19 protein-coding genes are annotated in these 23,864 nt (G+C 41.6%); 8 read left to right on the forward strand and 11 right to left on the reverse strand.

Annotated features, from left to right (window positions below):
* The first annotated feature begins 16 nt into the window (after positions 1–16).
* From HUK62_RS11930 to HUK62_RS11950, 5 genes are all read left to right on the forward strand, one after another.
* The gene (locus tag HUK62_RS11930) at positions 17–2,008 is read left to right on the forward strand and encodes an acetyl/propionyl/methylcrotonyl-CoA carboxylase subunit alpha (RefSeq protein ID WP_176537965.1); all 1,992 of its coding nucleotides are present in this window, start codon (positions 17–19) and stop codon (positions 2,006–2,008) included.
* Positions 2,005–2,907, forward strand: a complete 903-nt coding sequence (locus tag HUK62_RS11935) for a hydroxymethylglutaryl-CoA lyase (RefSeq protein ID WP_176537966.1) — start codon at positions 2,005–2,007, stop codon at positions 2,905–2,907. Before HUK62_RS11930 ends, HUK62_RS11935 begins: the two co-directional genes overlap by 4 nt.
* A 26-nt stretch (positions 2,908–2,933) precedes the next feature.
* Positions 2,934–3,638, forward strand: coding sequence for a CoA transferase subunit A (locus HUK62_RS11940; RefSeq protein WP_176537967.1), 705 nt, complete (start codon positions 2,934–2,936; stop codon positions 3,636–3,638).
* Positions 3,639–3,641: 3 nt separating this feature from the next.
* A complete protein-coding gene (locus HUK62_RS11945; protein ID WP_176537968.1) occupies positions 3,642–4,271 on the forward strand; it encodes a CoA transferase subunit B in 630 nt (209 codons plus the stop codon).
* A gap of 134 nt (positions 4,272–4,405) precedes the next feature.
* Positions 4,406–5,815: a TIGR00366 family protein gene (locus HUK62_RS11950; RefSeq protein ID WP_176537969.1), complete on the forward strand. Its 1,410-nt coding sequence runs from the start codon at positions 4,406–4,408 to the stop codon at positions 5,813–5,815.
* A 101-nt stretch (positions 5,816–5,916) separates the two neighbouring features.
* Here the strand turns inward: HUK62_RS11950 and HUK62_RS11955 are convergent, their stop codons facing one another.
* The 7 genes from HUK62_RS11955 to HUK62_RS11985 all read right to left on the reverse strand — a co-directional run bounded on the left by HUK62_RS11955 (position 5,917) and on the right by HUK62_RS11985 (position 13,330).
* On the reverse strand, positions 5,917–6,939 hold the full coding sequence (locus tag HUK62_RS11955; RefSeq protein ID WP_176538488.1) for a DUF1311 domain-containing protein: 1,023 nt from the start codon (positions 6,937–6,939) through the stop codon (positions 5,917–5,919).
* A gap of 114 nt (positions 6,940–7,053) precedes the next feature.
* Positions 7,054–8,511 carry an OmpA family protein gene (locus HUK62_RS11960; protein ID WP_176537970.1) on the reverse strand — a complete coding sequence of 486 codons (1,458 nt, stop codon included), beginning with the start codon at positions 8,509–8,511 and terminating at the stop codon, positions 7,054–7,056.
* A 151-nt stretch (positions 8,512–8,662) separates the two neighbouring features.
* On the reverse strand, positions 8,663–9,562 hold the full coding sequence (locus HUK62_RS11965) for a lysozyme inhibitor LprI family protein (RefSeq protein WP_176537971.1): 900 nt from the start codon (positions 9,560–9,562) through the stop codon (positions 8,663–8,665).
* Between the two features lie 50 nt (positions 9,563–9,612).
* Positions 9,613–10,314 carry a hypothetical protein gene (locus tag HUK62_RS11970; RefSeq protein WP_176537972.1) on the reverse strand — a complete coding sequence of 234 codons (702 nt, stop codon included), beginning with the start codon at positions 10,312–10,314 and terminating at the stop codon, positions 9,613–9,615.
* 113 nt (positions 10,315–10,427) lie between these two features.
* Complete coding sequence (locus HUK62_RS11975; RefSeq protein WP_176537973.1) at positions 10,428–11,663, reverse strand: dihydroorotase; 1,236 nt, start codon at positions 11,661–11,663, stop codon at positions 10,428–10,430.
* 10 nt (positions 11,664–11,673) lie between these two features.
* Positions 11,674–12,690, reverse strand: coding sequence for an aspartate carbamoyltransferase catalytic subunit (locus HUK62_RS11980; RefSeq protein ID WP_176537974.1), 1,017 nt, complete (start codon positions 12,688–12,690; stop codon positions 11,674–11,676).
* Positions 12,691–12,976: 286 nt separating this feature from the next.
* Entirely contained in the window at positions 12,977–13,330 is a 354-nt protein-coding gene (locus HUK62_RS11985) for a hypothetical protein (RefSeq protein ID WP_176537975.1), read from the reverse strand.
* Positions 13,331–13,561: 231 nt separating this feature from the next.
* Here HUK62_RS11985 and rlmKL point away from each other — a divergent pair, with 231 nt between their 5' ends.
* Positions 13,562–15,766 (forward strand): bifunctional 23S rRNA (guanine(2069)-N(7))-methyltransferase RlmK/23S rRNA (guanine(2445)-N(2))-methyltransferase RlmL, encoded by a 2,205-nt coding sequence (gene rlmKL / locus HUK62_RS11990; protein WP_176537976.1) that lies wholly within the window; start codon positions 13,562–13,564, stop codon positions 15,764–15,766.
* Positions 15,767–15,890: 124 nt separating this feature from the next.
* Here rlmKL and HUK62_RS11995 read toward each other — a convergent pair whose 3' ends face one another.
* From HUK62_RS11995 to HUK62_RS12005, 3 genes are all read right to left on the reverse strand, one after another.
* A complete protein-coding gene (locus HUK62_RS11995) occupies positions 15,891–17,177 on the reverse strand; it encodes a DUF945 family protein (RefSeq protein ID WP_176537977.1) in 1,287 nt (428 codons plus the stop codon).
* 228 nt (positions 17,178–17,405) lie between these two features.
* The gene (gene clpB / locus HUK62_RS12000) at positions 17,406–19,985 is read right to left on the reverse strand and encodes an ATP-dependent chaperone ClpB (RefSeq protein WP_176537978.1); all 2,580 of its coding nucleotides are present in this window, start codon (positions 19,983–19,985) and stop codon (positions 17,406–17,408) included.
* A 390-nt stretch (positions 19,986–20,375) separates the two neighbouring features.
* Complete coding sequence (locus HUK62_RS12005) at positions 20,376–20,798, reverse strand: OsmC family protein (RefSeq protein ID WP_125281299.1); 423 nt, start codon at positions 20,796–20,798, stop codon at positions 20,376–20,378.
* A gap of 147 nt (positions 20,799–20,945) precedes the next feature.
* On the opposite strand from HUK62_RS12005, the gene crp reads away from it, so the two are divergent.
* Both crp and HUK62_RS12015 read left to right on the forward strand, forming a co-directional pair.
* Positions 20,946–21,653, forward strand: a complete 708-nt coding sequence (gene crp, locus HUK62_RS12010) for a cAMP-activated global transcriptional regulator CRP (protein ID WP_004696183.1) — start codon at positions 20,946–20,948, stop codon at positions 21,651–21,653.
* 186 nt (positions 21,654–21,839) lie between these two features.
* A complete protein-coding gene (locus tag HUK62_RS12015; protein ID WP_176537979.1) occupies positions 21,840–22,889 on the forward strand; it encodes an NADP(H)-dependent aldo-keto reductase in 1,050 nt (349 codons plus the stop codon).
* A 124-nt stretch (positions 22,890–23,013) separates the two neighbouring features.
* Here the strand turns inward: HUK62_RS12015 and HUK62_RS12020 are convergent, their stop codons facing one another.
* On the reverse strand, positions 23,014–23,787 hold the full coding sequence (locus HUK62_RS12020) for a M48 family metallopeptidase (RefSeq protein WP_176537980.1): 774 nt from the start codon (positions 23,785–23,787) through the stop codon (positions 23,014–23,016).
* Positions 23,788–23,864 lie beyond the last annotated feature (77 nt).

Below are 23,864 nucleotides of genomic sequence, written 5' to 3' on the forward strand. Positions count from 1 at the left end.
AAGAAAGGATATCGATATGTTTAATAAAATCTTAATTGCAAACCGTGGTGAAATTGCTTGTCGTGTGATCCGAACTGCAAAAAAAATGGGCATTGCCACCGTTGCAGTCTATTCAGATGCTGACGCTCAGGCACAGCACGTGCAACAAGCCGACGAAGCCATTTATATAGGCGAATCTCCCGCTGTACAAAGCTACCTACAAATTGAACGTATTATCCAAGCTGCCTTAGACACGGGTGCAGAAGCAATTCATCCGGGTTATGGCTTTTTATCTGAAAATGACGAATTTGCCAATGCCTGCCAAAAAAATAATATTGTCTTTATTGGTCCACCTGTAGATGCCATTTTAGCCATGGGCCTAAAAGCCACCTCTAAATCTTTAATGGAAAAAGCAGGCGTACCACTGACACCGGGCTACCATGGCACTAACCAAGATCCTGACTTTTTAAAACAACAAGCCGATGCCATTGGCTACCCTGTACTGATTAAAGCCAGTGCTGGCGGTGGTGGTAAAGGCATGCGTTTGGTTGATCGCGGCGAAGACTTTTTAAGCCATCTAGCTTCATGTAAAAGTGAAGCGCGTTCAAGCTTTGGCAATGACGATGTACTGGTTGAACGCTATGTGGTACAACCGCGCCATATTGAAGTACAAGTTTTTGGTGATACACATGGTAACTATGTGCACCTCTTTGAACGTGATTGTTCTGTACAACGTCGCCATCAAAAAGTACTAGAAGAAGCGCCTGCACCCCAAATGGCAGAGCCAAAACTCGAAGCCATGCGCCAAGCCGCTATTGATGCAGCACGTGCAGTCGATTATGTCGGTGCAGGGACAGTTGAGTTTATTGTGGAACAAGACGGCACGGCGTATTTCATGGAAATGAATACTCGCCTGCAAGTTGAGCATCCTGTAACAGAGATGATTACAGGGCAAGATTTAGTGGAATGGCAACTACGTGTCGCTTTTGGTGAACCGCTGCCTAAACAACAACACGAGCTCAGTATTCATGGTCATGCATTAGAAGCGCGTGTCTATGCTGAAGAGCCTGAAAAAGGTTTCTTACCTGCGATTGGTAAAATTCACTACCTGCACTACCCTCAGCAAAATGAGCATGTCCGCGTAGACAGTGGCATTGTTGAAGGGGATGAAATCACGACCTTTTACGACCCAATGATTGCCAAATTAATTGTTTGGGCAAAGAATCGTGAAGCCGCACTCACGCAAATGCACCATGCACTCAGTCAATTTCATGTCGATGGCTTGGGCAATAACATAGCATTCTTAGACCGTTTGGTCCGTTCAGAATCGTTTAAAACCGCCAACCTAGACACCAATTTAATTCAACGTGAAGAAGCGTTTTTACTGCAACACAATGAAACAGCCTCTTCAGAGCTCATCATCACGGCAGCACTGATTGAACTCTTGTCTCGCTTTGCCAGCAATAAAATAGCTGCAAATCCTGTATGGCAAGCCGAGTCTCTATGGCGTTTAAATATTAATGCCAGCTATGCCATTAAACTGGCACTAAACGATGAAGAACATAAAGTCTATTTCAGTCCAACGGCAAAAGGCTTTACAGCAAAGTACAATGGACATAGCGTTTTCATTCAGGGTGAATTGTTAGAGGCACATTTAGCTAAAATTGAATGTAAAACAAGCAAAAAGACCTATGCTTATAGTTCAAATTCACACGGCCTAACGCTGTATGCAGATGGTCAAAGCTATAAATTTGCACATATTCAGCCTAACTTTAATACGGAAGATGATGCTTCTGATGCCAACAACTTAAAAGCACCAATGCCAGGTGTGATCACGCAAGTCTTGGTACAAAACAACAGCGCAGTGAAAAAAGATGATGTCCTCCTCACGCTGGAAGCGATGAAAATTGAATATTCAATTCGTGCTCCACATGACGGCATTGTCTCTGCGGCTTACTTCCAAGTCGGTGATCAGGTCAAAGCGGGCGATAAATTGGTTGAGTTTTCAAGCTTGGAAGGTGCCGCATGAGTGAATTTGTCAAAATTGTCGAAGTCGGACCGCGAGATGGTTTGCAAAATGAAAAGACACCTCTCACCTTGGATGACCGTCGCAAACTGATTTTAGATTTAATGCAGACAGGACTCAGTGCCATTGAAGTGGGCTCTTGTGTCTCTGCAAAGTGGGTTCCACAAATGGCACAAAGTGACGAACTCTTTGCCAGCTTACCCAAAGATCCGAATATCAGTTTTAGTTTACTGACTCCGAACTTGAAAGGGTTTGAGTCTGCTTTGGCAGCCGGCTGTCAGGAGGTTGCCGTTTTTACCGCAGCCTCTGAAAGCTTTACCCAAAAAAACATCAATTGCTCCATTGACGAAAGCTTTGAAAAGTTTGCAGACATCATGACTGCGGCGAAAGCCCATAACATCAAAGTGCGTGGTTATGTGTCTTGTATTGTCGACTGCCCCTATGAAGGCGCAATTGCACCGAGCAAAGTTGCACACGTCAGTCAACGTTTGCTGGACATGGGCTGCTATGAAGTGTCCTTAGGTGAAACGATTGGTACGGCAACACCAGACCGCGTGAAAAAAGTCTGGCAGGCATGTTTAGCTGAAATGGATGCTGCGAGTTTAGCAGGACATTTTCATAATACCTATGGCATGGCCATTGCCAATATTTACCAGTCTTTAGAACAAGGCATTCGTGTATTTGATTCGTCCATTGCAGGCCTAGGCGGCTGCCCTTATGCCAAAGGTGCATCGGGCAATGTCTCCACAGAAGACCTTTACTACCTACTCTCCAACATGGGCTATGACACAGGGATTGATCTTGATGCACTGATGATTGCCAGCCAAAACATCAGCCAAGTACTACAACGCACCAATCCATCTAACTATGCCAATGCCTACTGGCAAAAGCGCTGTGCCTAAGCCATTCAATTGATAACGAGAACACTATGGTCAATAAAGTTTATTCAAGTGCAAATGATGCACTACAAGATGTGGTTCAAGATGGTCAAACCCTAGCGGTTGGTGGCTTTGGTTTATGCGGTATTCCAGAAAATCTAATTACGGCCTTAAAACAAACGGGCGTGAAAAACCTCACCTGTATTTCAAACAATGCAGGCGTCGATGGTTTCGGCTTAGGTCTTTTATTAGAAAGCAAACAAATCAAAAAAATGATTGCTTCCTATGTAGGCGAAAACAAAGAATTTGAACGTCAGTTCTTAAGTGGTGAGCTTGAAGTGGAGCTTACCCCTCAAGGTACACTGGCAGAAAAACTCCGTGCTGGTGGTGCGGGCATTCCGGCTTTCTTTACCGCAACAGGCGTAGGTACGATCATTACCGAAGGCAAAGAAGAACGTGAGTTTAATGGCAAACCATATATTCTAGAAAACTCGCTCACCGCTGACATTGCACTCGTGAAGGCATACAAGGCCGATACTGCAGGTAACTTAATTTTCCGTAAAACCGCACAAAACTTTAACCCTGTATGTGCGATGGCTGGAAAAGTCTGCATTGTCGAAGTTGAGGAAATTGTTGAAATTGGTGCTTTAGATCCAGACCAGATTCACCTGCCGGGTATTTATGTCAATCGCATTGTGCTAAATGCAAACCCTGAAAAACGTATCGAACAACTCACATTAAAAGAGGAGGCTTAACCCATGGCTTGGTCTCGTAATGAAATGGCACAACGTGCAGCGCTTGAGCTGGAAGATGGTTTTTATGTCAATTTAGGCATTGGTTTACCCACACTGGTGGCCAACTATATTCCTAAAAATGTCAACGTTTGGTTACAGTCTGAAAATGGATTATTGGGTATTGGCGAGTTTCCAACTGCCGAAACGGTCGATGCCGATTTAATCAATGCTGGAAAACAAACCGTTACCGCACGTCAGGGAGCTGCATTTTTCTCTAGTGCAGAGTCTTTTGCCATGATCCGTGGAGGTCATGTCAATATCGCCATTTTAGGGGCAATGGAAGTCTCACAAAATGGCGATTTGGCCAACTGGATGATTCCGGGTAAAAAAGTCAAAGGCATGGGCGGTGCGATGGATTTGGTTGCTGGAGTACAAAAAGTGGTGGTGCTCATGGAACACTCTGCAAAAGATGGTACGCCGAAAATTGTCGAGCAGTGTAGCCTGCCTCTGACAGGTAAAAATGTCGTACATCGCGTGATTACTGATCTCGGTGTCATGGACATTACGCATGAAGGTGTGAAATTAGTTGAACTGGCGAAAGATGTCAGTTTTGAAGACATTCAAAAAGTGACAGGTGTTGCTCTGATCCGCTAATTCGACATCATTTATACAATAGAAAAAATAATCCAATGCCTTTAAAGCAGCGATCCTGTTTTAAAGGCATTTCTATCAGCACGGATAGGCTGAATCAAAAATTCATACCTCATAGATAAAAATGGAATCAATGCATGGAAAACTCTCAAAATATTTTGCAACGTTTTGCACTACGTGTCAGTGATTGGTCGGAGAAATGGTTTCCAGACTCTTATATTTTTGCCCTATTGGGTGTCGTGATCGTTGCGATTGCTTCGATCAGCATTGGCGCACCTGCCAAAGATGTCGCAGTGTCCTTTGGTGATGGTTTTTGGAGTCTGATCCCTTTTACCTTACAAATGTGTATGCTGATTGTGGTTGGTTATGTGGTTTCTGTTTCAAAGCCTGTAGAGCTGCTGATTCAAAAAATGGCTCGAATCCCCCATAGTGGACGTGGTGCAATTGTACTTGTTGCCACGGTCAGTTTATTAATTTCGCTGATTAACTGGGCCATGAGTACGTTACTGACTGCCTTGTTAGTAATTGCTTTAGCTAAACGCAAAGAACTGAATATGGACTATCGTGCTGCTGCTGCTGCCGCGATTATTGGTATGGGCGCGACGTGGGCCTTAGGTATTAGTTCTTCTGCGGCACAACTGCAAGCCAACAAAGCCAGCCTGCCCGAATCGATTTACAATCTAACGGGCGTGATTCCCTTCACCGAAACCATTTTCTTGCCACAGTCGATGATCATGACGGCTGTATTGATTATTGCCTCGATTGCTATTGCATTTTGGTCTGCACCCAAAGGGCAAGACATTAAAACCATTGATCAATTCCCCATTCAGTTTGAGGAAGAAACTAACCCGACTTCAACCACAAAACGCCCAGGAGACTGGTTAGAGAACTCGCCTTTATTGAGTATCTTGATTGTACTCTTGGGGCTGGTTTGGATGTTCAATGAGTTCAGCAAAAGTAATCCGATCTTGGCCATTTCAAGCCTAAATACCTACAACTTTATTTTCCTGATGCTGGGTATTGCACTGCATGGTACGCCTCGAAATTTCCTCAATGCCGTCACCAAAGCCGTGCCAACGGTCTCAGGTGTTCTGATTCAATTTCCACTGTATGGCAGTATCGCCTTTATGATGACGCAAGCCTTGAACAGTCATGATTTGTCGCTATCACATTATATTGCTGAGTTTTTTGTTTCGATTGCCTCCAAAGAGACCTTTGCCATTGTGATGGGCTTATATTCTGCCATTTTAGGCTTTTTCATTCCTTCTGGCGGTGGTAAATGGATTATTGAAGCACCCTATGTCATGCAAGCGGCACATGATTTAAAAGTGCATTTGGGCTGGTCGGTGCAAATCTATAATGCTGCGGAAGCCTTGCCGAATTTAATCAACCCATTTTTTATGTTGCCCATGCTCGGCATTCTCAAATTAAAAGCCAAAGATGTGATCGGCTTTACCGTCACTCAATTGGTTTTCCACCTGCCTTTGGTGCTGTTCCTACTTTGGATTTTAGGCCGTAGCCTGACCTATATGCCGCCTACCTTCTAAACCAAGGAAGAAAATACAATCTAAATAAAAAAGGACGAATCATATTCGTCCTTTTCTCACTCTATAAATACTCAATAAAGCGTATTTTTAACCTAGTCCAATTAATTAAACACATTATTTAAATACACAATGCGCTCATTAGTTTTTTGGTTAAAGCACTTGGTATATTGCAATTGTTGATCTTGGGCACGTAAAGCATCATCCCAATATTGCGACTGCTTTTGATAAGTTTCTTTTTCGCTATCCGTCATTTGGTAGACACTTTTTTGGGAAATCACTTTACAGTCCACATCACGCTTTTCAAACCACTCCGTTTGGTCTTGTTGTAGCTGCTGTTTTTGTTCCTCAGTGAAATTGTCCCAAGTTTGGTTCAGACGTTCCACCACTTTGACTTGGTCAGCGTCCAGTTCTTTCTTACGAATATTCATGGCTTTCTGTGCCAGTTCCATCTGCGCAACTTCTTGCTCATTATATTGTTTGATGTTTTCTTGCTGCTCTAAATTGGCTTTTTCATATGCCGCAAACTGCACCGCATGTTGCGTCACCAAAACCACACCATCAATCACGCCATTTTGATTCGGTACATTGAGGCTAATGCCTTCTTTATCCGTTTTAATAATGTTATAGCTAAATGCACCCTGTAGCTGATCATTATCTAAGCTGAGTGAGTATTCACCCTCTTCTAAGACATCACGCAAAGTACTTTGATAACCATCCTCACACTCTTCACATGGACGCGCTAAAAACGCATTTTCAGCACGTTTCTGTAACCCTTTCGGGAAAATCACCACCAACTGGCTTTCGCAGTCCAATTGCTTCGCTGTATCAGGCTTTTCTGTAATTGTTGAAATCCCTTTAATTTCAAAGCGAATACCGTTATTAATCTGCGTTAATAATTTTTCATCGGCCTCATATTCACGGCTATCACGCAAACGGCGGTCTAGGGCTTTTAAGTATTCAGCTTTTAAATGCGCTTGAATTTGTTTGACATTGGCAGGAGCCGTACAACTCCAATCTGACATTTCTTGCGGTTCAGCAACCGTTTCTGTTTTATTCTCGGTTCGGTTACAAGCACTTAAAAATAAACTGCTCAAGATTAGACTGGCAAAAATTGTTTTCTTCATCATTGTTATAAAACCATAAGGCTGTTGTTTTTCGCAGCGTATTTAACCAAAAAATAAGCTTTTATGCGAGTAGCTATATAAAAGAACCCTGCCGTAGCAGGGTTAAAACATCGCTTAGTTGACCTTTTCAACACCACGATCATCCACTTCACGCACCACACCCGAGTCTGTATTTAAAACCTCAAACTCGATACGGCGGTTTTTAAACTTGCCTTCATCAGTTTGATTGTCTGCTATTGGCTTTTCTTGCCCATAACCAATCGCTTTCAACTGCGCAGGATCGACGCCTTTAAAAATTAAATAATCCACCACCGCTTGCGCTCGATTTTGCGACAAAGTTTTATTGACTGCCGCATCTCCCGTTGCATCTGTATGCCCCATCACGGTCAGTTTAACTTGCGGTGCTTTTTGCATCAGCGCTGCGGCCTGATCCAAAATCGACTTATTAACATCAGGAATACTCGATGAAGCTGTATCAAAGTTAATAATTTGCAAATTCAATGCCGTGGCAACGTCTAGTGCTCGAACTTGCTCAGGATTAATTTCTGCCAGTGCACGCTCAGCATCACTAATACTGGTATCCACGGCACGGTTTACATCCAGTGGTTGCTGAGTCACAACTGTCATATTGCGCAGCAAAGGTTTAATTTGATCTGCCACTTTAAGTACATTGGCTGGATCTTGTGATTGAATCGATAACTGATTGCCAAACCATGTTAAATTTATATTTGGCACACCTTTCAATGCACTGATTACACTGGGTATCGCATCTTGGTCGATAAATTCAGTGTGATACATACTCTGCATATCTGCACCACAGCCGATGCTGTTATTAAAAATTTGCTTTACTTCTTTTTGCAAAATTTCAACATAAGCCGCATTGGCTGAGAAAATTTGGCAAGTGACCAAATCTCCTGTTGCCCCTGTGGTGATTTGAAATTTAGCAGGTTGGCTGGCATTCACATTTGCAGCAGGTGCTGTTTCAGTTGTGGCCTTTTCGGTACAGGCTCTAAAAATAAAAGCAAACAATGCCGCAAAAATAATTAAAGCCAAAACTGGCAGTAAAAATGACCGTTTCTCATCTACTTTTGTAGCATGTACGCTTGCAGGTGCAACATGTGTAGCTTGTCCTTGTAAGATATTTACCCCCAATCCAGCCAGTAATGCAGTTGCCCACTCAGGTAAGGCACGACTAATGGAATCTGTGTTGACCTGTAGTAAATGGGAAATCGCTTCAGGTTCTGAAGAACCAGCCTCTGTGGCTAAAAATGCTAATGCAGGTGTAATCGAACGGCTCAAGGTACTTTCAATTTCATCTGCGGATGCTGCCCCGCGAACATGCTCCAAAAACTGTTGCTTGAGACTAACATTCGATGCAAAAGCATCATTAAGACGTGGATTCAACTGCTGTTGAAATGCAGGAATCAGTTCAGACTTTGACTTTAATATAGACAGTAAAATTGGTAAAAAGGATTGAATTGCTTGATTTTTTTCAAGTAAATGTTGTGTATCACCCTCTAAAACAATTGCAGAGACATTTTGTTTTAGTAAATCCATAAAATCGACATTCATGAAGCCTTACCCCACTTTTTCTCATTGTTTTCATCGTCATTTTCCAGTTTATCTGTTCATTTTTTATACTTTGTAAAATATTGTATTTGCATCAGTTTTATCTAGGCCCAATAAAAAAGCCAGCCGAAGCTGACTTTTTTGGATATATTTCTTACTCTAAATAGTAAATTTTCTGACGTAGCTCGTTTACACGTTGATTAGTCATTGTTGCCTCACAATTTAAGCGGGCTACTTCTGAATTATCTACATTTGTACTTTCCAATTTGCACTCAAGCTCACGCTTCTTCAACCAAATCCTTTGTTCATCAAGTAATTGATCACGAATCTCCTTCGTTGTAGCATTCCAAACAAGGTTTAGATTTTCATTGGCAGTGTCAACTTTAGCTTTAGCTTCATCGACTAAAACAGATTGATACTCTTTGGCTGTTGCCTCTTGATCAGCAACAGCTTGCAATGCTTCTTGCTTAGCAACTTCTACTGCATTTTGACGCGCATTTTTAATCAAAGAATCAACTGCAATATCTCGAACAAAGTAGGCTAGTGCTTCAGAGTTTTCTAAAGTAACAAAAACTTTATCTCCGCTATCAGTCGGTTGTACTAAATAATCAATGTCTTTTTTCAATTGGTTCATTTCAAAAGACAAATCCGCAAGCACTGCCGATTGAGTAACATTGCTTTCTCCGTAAATTTCACGAGCTGCATCAGCATCTTTAACAAGTTGTTCTGGTAGTTTTACGATAAATTCAGTAACACAATATTGTTTATTGCTATTAGGGTCTGAGTTATTAGTTCTCACATTAGTCACATTAAATGTAACTTGTTGCAACGTACTACGGAGTTTCCCCATATCGATCGTTATATTTTCATTTTCGATCAAACTTTTTACACGCTCTGTCGCTGCATCACTAACAACTTTACTAAAACTTTCAACAACTAATTTTTTTGCTGCTTCATTGTCACATTTAACAGCTCCACTTGTTAAATTTTGAACCTTATCGCAGCCCCCGAGTAAAATACTACCTGCAATAATAAATAATGGAATTATTTTCATAGTGAACCCAACCATTTGAAATATAAATAGATAATTAAAAACTTAGTTTACTATTCTGCATAATAGTTAGCAGCTTCTGCAGCCGCATCAGCTGCTTCAATTGCAGTAGTATCCATAGGCTCAGCATAGGTAGACTCAGGCACAACAGCTTGCTTATTCGCTTCTATATTACGAATCTCATTTTTTTCAATTTGAGGCTTTAAAAATGCATAAGTCAAAGTATCAGACAGCAATGTTTGAAGATTTGAAGTATTTTTCATATGTGCAAAAATTTTTTTGCCACTATCTGCAGGTTGTAATTGGTATTCAAGTACTAGATTAATTTTATTATTCTCATAATCAAGCCCAATATCATCAGCTTGAGACTCAACACTCCAACGATCCACTTTATTTCTAGCTTCATCTGATTTTTTAATTAAATCAGATGGTAATGTCACTGTTAAATCAACCGAGCAAGTCGTTTTCGGGCTATGTGGATCAATGAAATCTGTACGACTATCAGCTAAAACATATTGAATATTCTGAGCCGATAGCTTTAATTTGGCAGGATCTAAATCATTAATTTGGCTTTGACGAATTAAGTCTTTTAACTGACTCTCTAGAGAGTTGTTTAGATCATCTTTTAATACTTGATAAATTAAACTGTTTGCAGTTTCATCGTTACATTTTACATGTTGATCAAATAAGCTATTACAGCCAGCCAAACCCAAAACAGTTACCGATAAAATTAATTTTTTTGCAGTATGTCTCATTATTACCCCCTTAGTTTTTGCAGAAGTATAATCAAACATCACATAATAATACAATAAAAAAGCTGATAAAACACCAGCTCATTTACTTTTCATAAAAAGATTTTTTATTAAAACTAAATAATAAATATCCTTTCTACTTTTCCTTTCACCACTTGATTGATCAAAGGTGTATTTTTACCTTGCGACAAAATATTGTCTTTATTCACAATCCAGTCTAACTCAGGATCAATCAACACCCAGCCAGCTTCAGCAGACCAACGTTCAAGCATATTGGCTACCGTGGCTGGTGCAATCGTGACTTTTTCGACCCATTCCAAAGGACTGAACAAACCTTCGCGCACCAATTGCACACCAAAAGCTACATAGGTATCAAAAGCGGTAATGCCTGGCTGTGTTTCAGCAAATGGTGCTAGCTTTGCAGAGCTGCTCAGCGGTTCATGATGCGTACAAATCGCATCGATCACGCCACTTTTCACACCTTGGCGAAGGAGCTCTTTATCCGACTCAGCACGTAGTGGTGGACGGACATGTGCAAGTGAGTTGAAGCCATCAATCAGCTGATCTGTTAAATGCAACTGATGCATTGCTACATCGCATGTGACTGGCAGGCCTTTATCTTTAGCGATTTTGATCAAATCGACAGAAGCACCTGTAGACAATAAGCCAAAGTGAGCACGAACACCCGTCGCTTCAATCATTAGCAAATACTTGGCAATCGCAATGGTTTCGGCAATCGCAGGGATGGTTGGTAAGCCCTGACGCGATGCCACAAAGCCCTCATGGACACAGCCATCTTTGGCAATTTGCGGTTCTTCGGCATAAAACACCACCGTCATACCAAGGCCTGCTGCGTATTCTAAAGTGCGCAGCACCACATCGTCATCTGCAAAAGGCGCACTGGCATTTGAAACAGCTGTACAACCACCCTTTTTAAGACCCGCCATATTTGCAGGTTGCTTACCTTGTAAGCCTTGGGTTTGAGCACCAATCACTTCAAGATAAATGCCGCCATCCAACATCGCTTTTTCCATCAAACCATGAATCAAAGCACCATTGTCTTGCACAATCGGTTTTGAGTCTGGCGGTGTAAATACATGCAAAATACCATTTTCACGCGCAGCACGACCTTCTGATTTTAATGTCCCGTGCTGTTGCTGACCTGGTTCACGTAGGCGTGCACATAAGTCCACCATGGTTGGCATTAACCACTTGCTTTGACCATCAATTGTTTCAGTGACATTAGCTGTTTCAGCAACCAGCTTGCCATTCTCGATATACACTGTTTGAACCGCATCTGTTTGATGAATTGGGTCAAGAACACGTACATTTTCAATTTTTACAACAGTCATGACTTATTCCTTATCCAGCAATCGCATCTAACAAACCTTGCTCTTGCAGTTGACCTTGCATTGCAAGCGCCAAAACTGCCATACGTACAGCAATCCCGTTGGTCACCTGATTTAAAATCACAGACTGTGGACCATCGGCAATACTGGAATCAATCTCTACACCACGGTTCATAGGCCCCGGATGCATTACGATGCAATCAGGTTTTGCCATCGCAAGACGTTCTTTGTTTAAACCGTACATTTTGTAGAATTCAGCTTGAGATGACAGCGCAGGCGAATCAATACGTTCATTTTGAATGCGTAAGGTAATAATCACGTCGCAGTCTTGAATCCCTGCTTCCATGTTATTAAATAAACGCACACCTTCACCATATTCATCAAAACCATATGGCAGCAGTGTGTTCGGTGCAATTACACGAATGTCTTTACAGCCGAGTGTTTGTAATGCAGCAACATCTGAACGCGCCACGCGTGAGTGTTTAATATCACCAATGATGGCAATTGAAATATCTTCAAATTTCTTTTTGGTTTCACGGCGAATGGTCAGCATGTCCAACATAGCTTGTGTTGGATGCGCATGACGGCCATCACCTGCATTGATAATTGCGACATGCGGACAAACGGTTTGGGCAATAAAATGTGCCGCACCCGACGAAGAATGACGTACTACAAAAATATCCGCAGCCATCGCTTCTAAGTTCCACAAAGTGTCTCTGAGCGTCTCCCCTTTGGAAGTACTTGAACGTGCGATATCAATATTTAATACATTTGCAGAAAGACGTTTTGCCGCTGCTTCAAAAGTGGTACGAGTACGGGTTGAGTTTTCAAAGAAAAGGTTCATTACCGTTCGACCTTCTAAGAGGTTGTTGGTAATCAGCTGATTTTGTTCATTAAAAAAGGACTGCGCGGTGTCCAATATTTTTGTAAGAGTTTCTTTAGAAAGACCTTCGATGGTGAGGAAGTGTTTGAGATGACCATCTTGGTTGAGCTGAATCTGACTCGGAGTATGCAATGCTGCCAAGTGCATGAGAGATTCCTTGTACGTTAAGTTAACGCATTATACAGATTTTCTTTTTGATTTGGACCTCAGTTTAAAACAATTGCCTTAATTATCATCGGCTTCAAAACTAAGATTATGAAATTCTTATCTATTATTTCAACCAGTTAAATTAAACCATCAAAGGCTAAATTAGCTAAATTCTGAGTCCATCAAATTGCTATAAATATCAATTCTATAGAGTTTCTTATCTTATTTATCCCAAGCGGACATTTAAAAAAGCTCTCTTGCGAGAGCGATCCAACTTCAGCGATTCTTATCGTAAAGCGCCAATATAGTGATGTGACACTTGGGCACGGTAGATTTCTTCTTCAGTGGCTTCCAACTCATATCGTGTCGTGTCGACCTGTTTAGGTTTTTCGATCACGGCTGTTTCTTCATAGTTAAAAACATCCATGACACTGTCTAAACGACTCACCAATCGAATCAGTTCAGCATCTTCTGTACTTAAAGCAAGCTCTGCCATTTGACGTGCATAACTTGGGTTTTCCACCAAATACATCACATCAATTACACGCCCCGATACACGCCGCAGACGTGCATAAAGTAAAGTTGCAATTGAAAAAGCATCAGCATGACTTACAACACCGCGATCTAACTTGGTCGACATATTCATCCCCTTTCAAGTGAAAAATATTTACTAACGATCTATCAGAAATCAGTCAGCAAATTAAACTTGCAAGGATTTAGCAAAATACGTACCAAAAACGTTATTGTTCACATGGTGATTCATTTATTTTGATATTTCCGCTGAGTAGAAGCATATTTAAAAAACCATTCAGAGGCAAAATACGTTAAACTTTAGCGAGTTTATTTTGTTTTATTTTGGTCTCTCAAATTTATGAAAACCGCTTCGCGTTTAAGCAGCTATTGGGTTACGTGTGCCGATGGCTTAGAAACCTTACTCCAAGAAGAATTAGAAGGTTTAGGTGTTCAAAACATTGAACGTTTTCCTGGGCGTTTAGTTTTCAAAGGTACACTGGAACATGCCTATCGCATTTGTATGTGGTCGCGTCTTGCGTCGCGTGTACTCACACCAATTCATGTCCATGAGCTGGAATTTAGCCATGACGCACGTGATGTTGCTGAAGAGCTCTACGAAGGTGCAATGAACTTTGATTGGTCGCTGATTTTTGCACCACAAAGTACCTTTGCCGTTCGTTTACATATTGAACGTGAAATTAAGGTGAACAGCCAGTTTGCAACTTTACGTGTAAAAGACGGTATCGTCGATTCATTCATGGAAGCTGTCGGTAAGCGTCCAAGTATTGATATTAAGCAACCTGAAATTACCATTTATGCACTCGCAGGAAAAACTGAACACACCTACTGTTTAGACTTATCTGGTGATTCATTGCATAAACGTGGCTACCGTCGTTATATGACCGATGCCCCAATTAAAGAAAACTTAGCCGCTGCAATTTTACAAAAAGCCAAGCTCCTTGCAAACAGACCCGATATTTTCCTTGACCCAATGTGTGGTTCAGGGACGTTCATTATTGAAGCATTGATGATGCTGACTGACCGCGCACCTGGTTTAGTTCGTCGTTTTGGTTTCAATGGCTGGAATGGCCATGATCATGATCTGTGGATGAGCATTAAAGCAGAAGCTGCTGAACGTCATCAAACAGCCTTGGAACAACCTCTTCCTAAGTTCTACGCATTTGATGCAGACTGGGAAGCAGTAAAAGCCACCAAGCAAAATATTATTGCTGCTGGTTTTGAACGTGTACTTGACCAGATCCAAATCGAAGAACGGACTTTAGCCGACTGGCCGAACTTTGAAGCCGAAGGAAAAACAGCCTTTATTGTGACCAACCCACCTTATGGTGAGCGTTTAGGTGATAAAGCTTCAAACCGTGCTTTATATTTAGGCTTATCTGCTTTACTGCAAAAGAACTTCCCAAATCAGACCGCAGCGGTCATCGCAGCAGCCGTTGAGCAAGCCGATGTATTGGCGCTGAATGACCCGCAAACCATGCGTTTGATGAATGGTAAACTGCCAATTTACGTGCGTTCAGGTTCAGTTAAACCTGTTGCAGTGATCAAGCCGTTCTTGGAAACATGGCAACCGCAACAGTTTGAAGCAATTGAAGGCGCTGAAGACTTTGCTAACCGTTTACAAAAAAACATGCAGACCTTAAAGAAATGGGCGGTAAAAGAAAACATTCACTGTTTACGTTTATATGATGCCGATCTTCCTGACTTTAACGTCGCAGTCGATTTGTATGGTGAACGTTTACACGTCCAAGAATATGCACCACCGAAAAAAATCGATCCTGAAAAAGCCAAGAAACGTTTCAATCTTGCTTTACAGGCGATTCGTGCTGTAACAGGTTTAGGCCGTGATGCGATCTTTATCAAAACACGTGCTCGCCAAGAAGGGAAAACTCAATATACCAAGCAAAGTACTGCTTCTAAGCGTTTTATCGTGCAGGAAGGCAAAGCGAAAATTTTAGTCAATCTAACCGATTACTTAGATACTGGCTTGTTCTTAGACCACCGTCAAATCCGTCTACGCATCGCACAAGAAGCGCGTGGTAAGCACTTCTTGAATTTGTATAGCTATACCTCTACAGCCAGCTTACATGCAGCTTTAGGCGGTGCAGCAAGTACCACCAGCGTCGATCTTTCAAATACTTATTTGAACTGGTCTAAAGAGAACTTCGTCTTGAACGGCTTAACAGTCGATCATGCTGATGAACAACATCAATTCTTTGCAAGCGACTGTTTTGAGTGGTTAAAAGAAGGTCATGAACAGTATGAGCTGATCTTTATTGACCCACCAACCTTCTCAAACTCGAAGAAATTCTACGGTACCTTTGACGTACAACGCGACCATTTATCATTGCTTAAACGTGCAATGAACCGTTTAACCACGGATGGTACCTTGTACTTCTCGAACAACTACCGTGGTTTTGAAATGGACGAAGAAATTTTGGCGTTCTTTGATGTCGAAGAAATTACCAATGAAACTATTGGGCCTGACTTCAAGCGCAATCAAAAAATCCACCGTGCGTGGAAAATCACCCACCCAAAAAACTAATGCACTGAAGATGAAATACCAGCAGGTCTTTCATCTTCACTAAATTTTGCATTAGACAATGTTCAGATATAATAAAAGGGACGAAATACGTCCCTTTTATTATGTTAGATCATCATCTTTTGCATTATTCAGTCAGGAAATTGGTTTGCCCATATTTGTAATCAACTGACATTTTCATGACATTCCCTTCACGTTTCACCTGCCCTGAACTCTGCATCGTCGAAAGCATGGTTTCGATCTCTTGATCAGACATGCTGATGCCTCCTTTTTGCAGATAATTATTCATGATGCGCGAGATCATATTTTTATCAAACTGAACATCTGCTTTGTATTCCATTAAACTTGGCATCATTTTCACCATACCCATCAGCGTCGATTGATGACTCGGCATAATACGCCCCGTCACATTCGCCTGCGCAACACCGTCCCCAATAGCAAATTGGTTCTCTTTGGATTCAAAACGGAAACCTTCATTGATCACTGCCAACAAAGCAGGCTCCATATCTTTTTCCACAGCCTCTTTTGCCAAACAACTGTTTTCACTTTTCGCCAAAATATCAAACAGCGTCTGCAATTTTTGTCGGTTTATATCGAGTACATTAAAATTAAACTGTACGTTTTGAACAGCGGGCGCTGAAGGCATTTTCATTTCATCTAGACGCAATAACATTTCAGTGTTTACAACTCGGTCTGTCAGTTCACTTTGCGTTTCTATACTAAAATTCTTTAGTTCGGCATTGGTAGGTTTATTGATATCTCGATCTGACATTTTCAGTAGATCCATCTTAATTTTGGTTTCACCCGCCTCAAGATACTCACCATTCAGCCCTTGGTTACTTTCTAGCTTTAGCCCCACCATTTGCAAATGTATATTTGGATCGGTGACTGTGAGATTCGGAATTTCAAGCTGTAAATCCAGTATCTTTAACTGCTGTTCGATCGGTTTTGCCCGAAACTTTAATGTCATCGGGTCTAATCTAGACTGGAGTTGAGCCTCATTGCGGGTAATCACTGGCGTAGTCAAGGTACTATTCAAAGTACCCAACCAATTCACTTTGCTTTGTACTTTAAGTGGTTCCTTCAACAAAGACTGAAGTGCGCTAGGTGCTTGCGTAATATTAATATCTGAACGAATCGCATATCCATTCCAACTCCGTTGAATATGATCCTGCCCCTTCAATTGGATCACTTCTTTCGGTTTACATGGGTCTAGTACTAATTCAGCGGTCCAGTTCGCACTGCCATTTAAAGCCCCCATGTGAAATTGTTGATATTGTAACTTTAAATCATTCGACTGTTTGGTGCTGTGTTGATAATAAGCCTTCAAACTTTTATCTGCATAAAGATTACCCCCTACTGCGACCACAGCAAGCGTAAGTACGCCTCCAATACCCCACTTCAATTGAGTCATTTCTTCTATCTCAAATTGTTTGTTTTTTATTAAAATAAATTATAAAGAGAATCGTCAAATAAAGATAATTGTTTTGCAAATAAATCACTTAGATGCAATACCCATCACATAAATGTGAAAACTTACGTCACATTTTTGCTTAAAAGTGTCATCTTTTAACATTTCTATCACGCAATAAAAAACCCAGCCGAAGCTGGGTTTTTTAGTTTCAATGCATCGTTTAAATGATTAACTCATTTTCACTTTATCAAAGCTCAACTGACCATCATGTGCAGTGATCATAATATTGTCTCCAGCCACATAGTAACCAGACAATATTTTTTGCGCTAGGTTGTTTTCAACCTGTTGTTGGATGGCACGTTTCAATGGGCGAGCACCGTAAACAGGGTCAAAACCAGCGTCAATCAATAAGTCAAAGGCTTGATCATCCACCGTTAAGCGCATATCTTTTTCAACCAAACGATCACGTAAACGATCCAATTGGATATCGGCAATACCACGAATTTGCGTTTTTTTGAGTGAATGGAAAACCACTAACTCATCAATACGGTTGATAAACTCTGGACGGAAATGTTGCGTCACAGCATTCATCACCACTGCTCGCACTTCTTCCTCCAAAGGATTATCACCCAACTCACGCACATCACTCGAACCTAAGTTCGATGTCATGACGATCACGGTATTTTTAAAGTCAACCACGCGACCTTGTGAATCCGTTAGACGACCATCATCCAATACTTGGAGCAAGATGTTAAACACATCAGGATGTGCTTTTTCCACTTCATCGAATAGCACGACACTATACGGTTTACGACGTACAGCTTCGGTTAATACACCACCTTCTTCGTAGCCAACATAACCAGGAGGTGCACCCACCAAACGGCTGACAGAGTGTTTTTCCATAAACTCGGACATGTCGATACGAATCATGGCATCGTCACTATCAAACAAGAAGTTTGCCAGTGCTTTGGTCAACTCTGTTTTACCAACACCAGTTGGACCCAAGAATAAAAACGAGCCGCTTGGTCGGTTCGGATCAGACAAGCCCGCACGCGAACGACGAACCGCATTGGATACTGCAACTACAGCATCATCCTGCCCAACGACACGGTTATGTAAGAACTCTTCCATATGGAGAAGTTTCTCACGTTCACCTTGCATCATTTTAGCCACTGGAATACCCGTTGCTGCACTGACAACTTCTGCAATTTCATTGTCAGTGACTTTGTTACGCAGTAGTTTTGGCTCTTCTTTTTCCTCAACGACTTCTTCTTCATTGAGACGTTTTTCCAGCTCTGGAATCACACCATACTGAAGACGCGACATTTCGCCCAAGTCATTTTCACGTTGTGCTTTTTGCAGCGCAATACGAGCCTGATCCAATTCAGCTTGAACTTGTTTGGTGCCTTCGACTAAGGTTTTTTCAGCTTTCCAAACTTCTTCTAAATCATTGTATTCGTGTTGAACTTCGCTAATTTGCTTTTCAAGATGGGCGACTTCAGCACGACTACCTGCATCTTCATCTTTTTTCACTGCTTCAAGTTGCAGTTTCAATTGAATCAAACGACGTTCAAGTTTATCCAAAGCTTCTGGCTTAGAGTCCAGCTCCATTTTGATACGAGAAGCCGCTTCATCAATTAAATCAATCGCTTTATCAGGCAATTGACGGTCGGTGATGTAACGATGCGACATTTTCGCTGCTGCAATGATGGCAGAGTCTAAAATTTTCACACCATGGTGTACTTCATAGCGCTCTTTCAAACCACGTAAAATCGCAATGGTGTCTTCCACACTTGGCTCATCGACCAACACTTTTTGGAAACGACGCTCTAGTGCAGCATCTTTTTCAATGAATTGGCGATATTCATCTAATGTGGTTGCACCAACACAGCGTAACTCACCACGTGCCAGAGCAGGTTTCAACATATTGCCTGCATCCATCGCACCATCGCCTTTACCTGCGCCCACCAGCGTGTGTAATTCATCGATGAACAAAATGACTTCACCATCTTGTTTAGACAAATCTTTCAGTACTGCTTTTAAGCGCTCTTCAAACTCGCCACGATATTTAGCACCTGCAAGCAATGAACCCAAATCTAAGGATAAAACACGTTTACCTTGTAGGCTTTCAGGCACTTCGCGGTTAATAATCCGCTGTGCTAAGCCCTCAACAATGGCTGTTTTACCCACCCCTGGTTCACCAATCAACACGGGGTTATTTTTGGTACGACGCGACAAAACTTGAATGGTACGACGAATTTCATCATCACGCCCAATCACAGGATCTAACTTACCTGCAAGTGCGCGTTCTGTTAAATCAATGGTGTATTTATTTAGAGAATCACGTTGATCTTCATGATTGTTGCTCATGACTTTCTCATCACCTCGAATTTTTAAAATGACTTTGCGTAAGCTTTCTGCTTGCACGCCCACACTGTTGAGTAGCGTTTTAGTTGCCCCCACTTCGGCCAAGGCTTGCATCACCCAATCGGTAGACAAAAACTCATCGCCTGCTTTTTGAGCAAAACTATCTGCCAAATTCAGCGCTTTGACTGCCTCTGAACTTAAGTTGACGTCCCCTGTAGGATTCGTCAGTGTTGGTGCATCAGCTAGCGCTTGTTTTAATTTACTTTGTAAAGCAGGTAAATTGGCACCCGCTTGTTGCAACAAACTCAGATTGGAGGTTTCATCTAACAATGTTGATAAAATATGAATACCTTCAATTGCGGTATGGTCTTTCCCCACTGCAAGTGATTGAGCATCTGAGAGAGCTTGCTGTAAGCGGTTTGTGAATTTTTCAAATCGCATTCTTGTTTTCCTCACAACAAATTTCGAACTTGATGGATATATGGGAACAATTGCTCAAAATTCAATTCAAATTTAATTAATTTTTCTACATTTTAAGTTATTTTTCATTAGCTTATCTTAATAATAAACTCATAAGACTCGGTTGTAAGATGGGTCTTCTCCGTCTTATTTTCAAGCGTCAACCTAGATTATTTATGTATTAAAAACCACAACGACCTATCAATCAGTGACAACTAAAATCACTTGATCAATTATTAATCAAACAAGCAACGCATTTTTCTATTTATTCGTGTGATGAATTGTGCCCCAGTTTACGGAATCAAAACAAAAGCGTGAAGCATGAAAAAGGCCGATCACCAGATCAGCCCCAAATGACTTAAAAGTCAGCGTTTAATTTGCTTCAATAATCTCAAAATCATGGGTGATTTCAACCCCACCATCCATCAACATTTTACTCGCAGAACAGTACTTTTCTGCCGATAATTCCACAGCTTTTGCGACTTGTTTTTCCTTCACCGCATGACCCGTAATCACGAAATGTAAGTGGATTTTTGTGAACACTGCAGGGATGCTATCTGCCCGCTCTGCCTTGAGTTCACAGCGTACATTGGTAATTTCTTGGCGTGATTTTTTAAGTATGGTTACGATGTCAAAAGAGGCGCAACCACCCAGTCCCGTCAGGATCAATTCCATTGGTCTTGGACCACGGTTTTCACCACCATATTCTGGCGATCCATCCATGATAACACTGTGACCACTTTGAGTTTTTGCTTCGAAAGCAACATTCTCTAACCAATGAACAGTTGTTTGCATTGCAAGTACCTAAAAAAAGCTATAGATTGACGAAGTGACTGTACACTAACATAAATTGAGTTGATAAGGAATTTCAGCTCTGACTGTGTGACAAGTTCACCCTAGGTCTGTGCGATCTATATTTTATCCATTTTCGGAACCGTTAGCATGACTTCAAGCTTTTCACAATTAAGCACTGATGCGCTGTCTCCAGGTCAACTCCCCGAGTCAGTCAAAGCATTATTAAAACGCGCATATATTAATCGTTATCCTAAGCGTACCACCATCGTAGATGCAGGCTCAGAATCTAAATCTTTATATTTGATTTTAAAAGGTTCGGTCTCCATTATTCTGCGTGAAGACGATGAACGTGAAATCGTGGTCGCTTATTTAAATGCGGGTGATTTTTTTGGGGAAATGGGGCTATTCGAAGCAAACTCACAACGCACTGCTGAAGTGCGTACACGTGATGTCTGCGAAATTGCTGAAGTAACTTATGAAAACTTCCATGAACTCAGCAAGCAATACCCTGACCTAAGCTATGCAGTATTTGCACAGCTGGTACGCCGTCTAAAAAATACCACACGTAAAGTGACTGACCTTGCATTTATCGATGTTTCAGGTCGTATTGCACGTTGCCTAATCGACTTATCGTCGCAACCTGAAGCGATGATTTTACCAAATGGCCGCCAAATTCGTATTACGCGTCAAGAGATTGGACGTATTGTCGGTTGTTCACGTGAAATGGTTGGTCGTGTTTTGAAAACACTCGAAGAGCAAGGCATGATCGAAACTGATGGTAAAGCCATCTTAATTTTTGATGCCTCTTTAGAAGAGTCAAAAGCGAATGCTGATGACTATGAAGACGAAGAATAAGACTTTCCTCCATAGCTGATACAGCCAAAAGCAAATTTTAGGATTTGCTTTTTTTTATGTCTTTAAATCTGCTTCTGCTTTGACAAAATCATGACAAACTTTGTAAAAATAGTGATTTAACCTACTGGGCATAACTGTGTAATCTAATTCGACCGAAAAAACGCAGTCCATAAAAGGAAATGTTGAATGCAATTTAAACCCTTAGCCGATACAGGTATTTTGGTTCCTGAAATTTGTCTCGGCACCATGACCTTTGGTGAGCAAAACACTCAAGCTGAAGCCTTTGAGCAACTGGACTATGCTTTGGCGCAAGGCATTAACTTTTGGGACACTGCGGAAATGTACCCTGTTCCTCCAAAACATGAAACCCAAGGTGCAACCGAAAGTATTATTGGCCAATGGATTGCCCAGCGCGGCGGTCGAGACAAGCTATTTTTAGCCTCTAAAATTGCGGGGCCGTCGCAAGGTGGTAGTCATATTCGTGATGGACAGACTCGTTTTAATGCAAGCGACATTTCTTCGGCTCTAGATGGCAACCTAAAGCGTTTACAGACCGATTATATCGATTTATATCAGCTACACTGGCCACAACGTCCAACCAACTTTTTCGGCAAATTAGGCTATGAAAACAGTGAAGCCCAAAACACGCAAACCGTGACCTCTTTGCAAGAGACACTACAAGCATTAGAAGCAGAGATTCAAAAAGGACGTATTCGTTATATTGGCTTATCTAATGAGACACCTTGGGGCACCATGAAGTTTCTACAGATTGCAGAACAGCTCGGCATGTCTAAATTTGTCAGTGTGCAAAATCCATACAGCCTACTGAACCGTACTTATGAAATTGGTATGTCAGAAATTGCGAAATATGAAGGCGTTGGTTTACTCGCTTACTCCCCACTCGCTTTTGGCTATCTCACAGGTAAATTCCGTAATGGTGCACGCCCAGCGAATGCTCGCGTGACACTTTTCAGCCGCTTTAGTCGTTACAGCAACCCAGAGAGTGAATGGGCAACAGAACAGTATGCACAACTGGCTGAACGTCATGGTTTAACGCCGACACAACTGGCTTTAGCCTTTATCAAGCAGCAATTTTTTGTGACCAGTACGATTATTGGGGCGACCAACTTAGACCAGTTGAAAGAAAATATTCAAGCCTTTGAGATTGATTTATCCGAAGATGTTTTACAGGGTATTCAAGCTATTCATCAGCAACAACCTAATCCTGCGCCATAGATATTTCTTAATTAGCTGTTCAGGTGAAGCACGACTTCATCTGTCACAAATAATTTATGATTTTCAAAATCATCAACTGACAATAAAAAGGACGCCTTGGCGTCCTTTTTTACTCAAAAACAAATTAACGTCTTTGATTATAAACCGCTTGAGCAGCGGCTAAGTTCTTACGCATTGCTTCAATACGCTGACTATTTGATGGGTGCGTCGACAGGAATGAAGAGCCGCCTGCTCCATCAAGCTTATTCATTTTTTCCCACAGACTAATTGCGGCTTGAGGGTTATAGCCTGCTTTCGCCATCAACATTAAGCCACCTTGGTCTGCACGACTTTCTAGGCTACGTGAGTAAGGCAAACCAATACCAATTTGACTACCTAGCTGCGCTGCTGCTGAACCCGTTTGACCTACACCTGCTGCACTTAGACCAATTCCCAAGGCCAAATCCGTTAATGCCTGCGCACCAACCTTACTCTTCGAGTGCTCTTCTAAAGCATGCACCATCTCATGTCCCATCACCGCTGCAATTTCAGCATCCGTTAGGTTCAATTTATCTACAATACCTGTGTAGAACACCACCTTACCACCAGGTGCAACATAGGCGTTGACCTGATTTGACTTAAGTACTGCCAACTGCCAGTCAAATTTCGTTCCAGTTTGATTCATTTGATCGGCATATGGCTTCAAGCGATTGAATACACCATAAATACGCTTATAGGTCGTAGATGAGGTATCTAAGGTCTTTGTGCTTCGCGCTTCATTCACAGTTTTGTTGAAGCCTTGGGTTGCTGCTGCATTTAATGTTGCAGTGTCCGCACCTGCCACTTCCGCAAAAGTTGCACAACCTGAAATGGTAACCACACCTGCTGCACACAAACTCATTAATATTTTATTTTTCATTATTGCTTAACTCCATCCATCTCAAAGCATTTTACATAATGTGCTGAATTATATTGAATAGATTTAAAGTGTTAAAT

The sequence above is a fragment of the Acinetobacter sp. NEB 394 genome (genome assembly GCF_013374795.1).
GTDB lineage: Bacteria > Pseudomonadota > Gammaproteobacteria > Pseudomonadales > Moraxellaceae > Acinetobacter > Acinetobacter johnsonii.

Excerpts from the sequence above, each read along its gene's own strand:
- HUK62_RS11945 (WP_176537968.1), top strand. The coding sequence starts at position 3,642 with ATGGCTTGGTCTCGTAATGAAATGGCACAACGTGCAGCGCTTGAGCTG.
- HUK62_RS11955 (WP_176538488.1), bottom strand. The coding sequence starts at position 6,939 with ATGAAGAAAACAATTTTTGCCAGTCTAATCTTGAGCAGTTTATTTTTA.
- clpB (WP_176537978.1), bottom strand. The coding sequence starts at position 19,985 with ATGCGATTTGAAAAATTCACAAACCGCTTACAGCAAGCTCTCTCAGAT.
- HUK62_RS12020 (WP_176537980.1), bottom strand. The coding sequence starts at position 23,787 with ATGAAAAATAAAATATTAATGAGTTTGTGTGCAGCAGGTGTGGTTACC.
- HUK62_RS11980 (WP_176537974.1), bottom strand. The coding sequence starts at position 12,690 with ATGCACTTGGCAGCATTGCATACTCCGAGTCAGATTCAGCTCAACCAA.
- HUK62_RS11930 (WP_176537965.1), top strand. The coding sequence starts at position 17 with ATGTTTAATAAAATCTTAATTGCAAACCGTGGTGAAATTGCTTGTCGT.
- rlmKL (WP_176537976.1), top strand. The coding sequence starts at position 13,562 with ATGAAAACCGCTTCGCGTTTAAGCAGCTATTGGGTTACGTGTGCCGAT.
- HUK62_RS11965 (WP_176537971.1), bottom strand. The coding sequence starts at position 9,562 with ATGAAAATAATTCCATTATTTATTATTGCAGGTAGTATTTTACTCGGG.
- HUK62_RS11940 (WP_176537967.1), top strand. The coding sequence starts at position 2,934 with ATGGTCAATAAAGTTTATTCAAGTGCAAATGATGCACTACAAGATGTG.
- HUK62_RS11935 (WP_176537966.1), top strand. The coding sequence starts at position 2,005 with ATGAGTGAATTTGTCAAAATTGTCGAAGTCGGACCGCGAGATGGTTTG.
- crp (WP_004696183.1), top strand. The coding sequence starts at position 20,946 with ATGACTTCAAGCTTTTCACAATTAAGCACTGATGCGCTGTCTCCAGGT.
- HUK62_RS11985 (WP_176537975.1), bottom strand. The coding sequence starts at position 13,330 with ATGTCGACCAAGTTAGATCGCGGTGTTGTAAGTCATGCTGATGCTTTT.
- HUK62_RS11995 (WP_176537977.1), bottom strand. The coding sequence starts at position 17,177 with ATGACTCAATTGAAGTGGGGTATTGGAGGCGTACTTACGCTTGCTGTG.
- HUK62_RS11960 (WP_176537970.1), bottom strand. The coding sequence starts at position 8,511 with ATGAATGTCGATTTTATGGATTTACTAAAACAAAATGTCTCTGCAATT.
- HUK62_RS12005 (WP_125281299.1), bottom strand. The coding sequence starts at position 20,798 with ATGCAAACAACTGTTCATTGGTTAGAGAATGTTGCTTTCGAAGCAAAA.
- HUK62_RS11950 (WP_176537969.1), top strand. The coding sequence starts at position 4,406 with ATGGAAAACTCTCAAAATATTTTGCAACGTTTTGCACTACGTGTCAGT.
- HUK62_RS12015 (WP_176537979.1), top strand. The coding sequence starts at position 21,840 with ATGCAATTTAAACCCTTAGCCGATACAGGTATTTTGGTTCCTGAAATT.
- HUK62_RS11975 (WP_176537973.1), bottom strand. The coding sequence starts at position 11,663 with ATGACTGTTGTAAAAATTGAAAATGTACGTGTTCTTGACCCAATTCAT.
- HUK62_RS11970 (WP_176537972.1), bottom strand. The coding sequence starts at position 10,314 with ATGAGACATACTGCAAAAAAATTAATTTTATCGGTAACTGTTTTGGGT.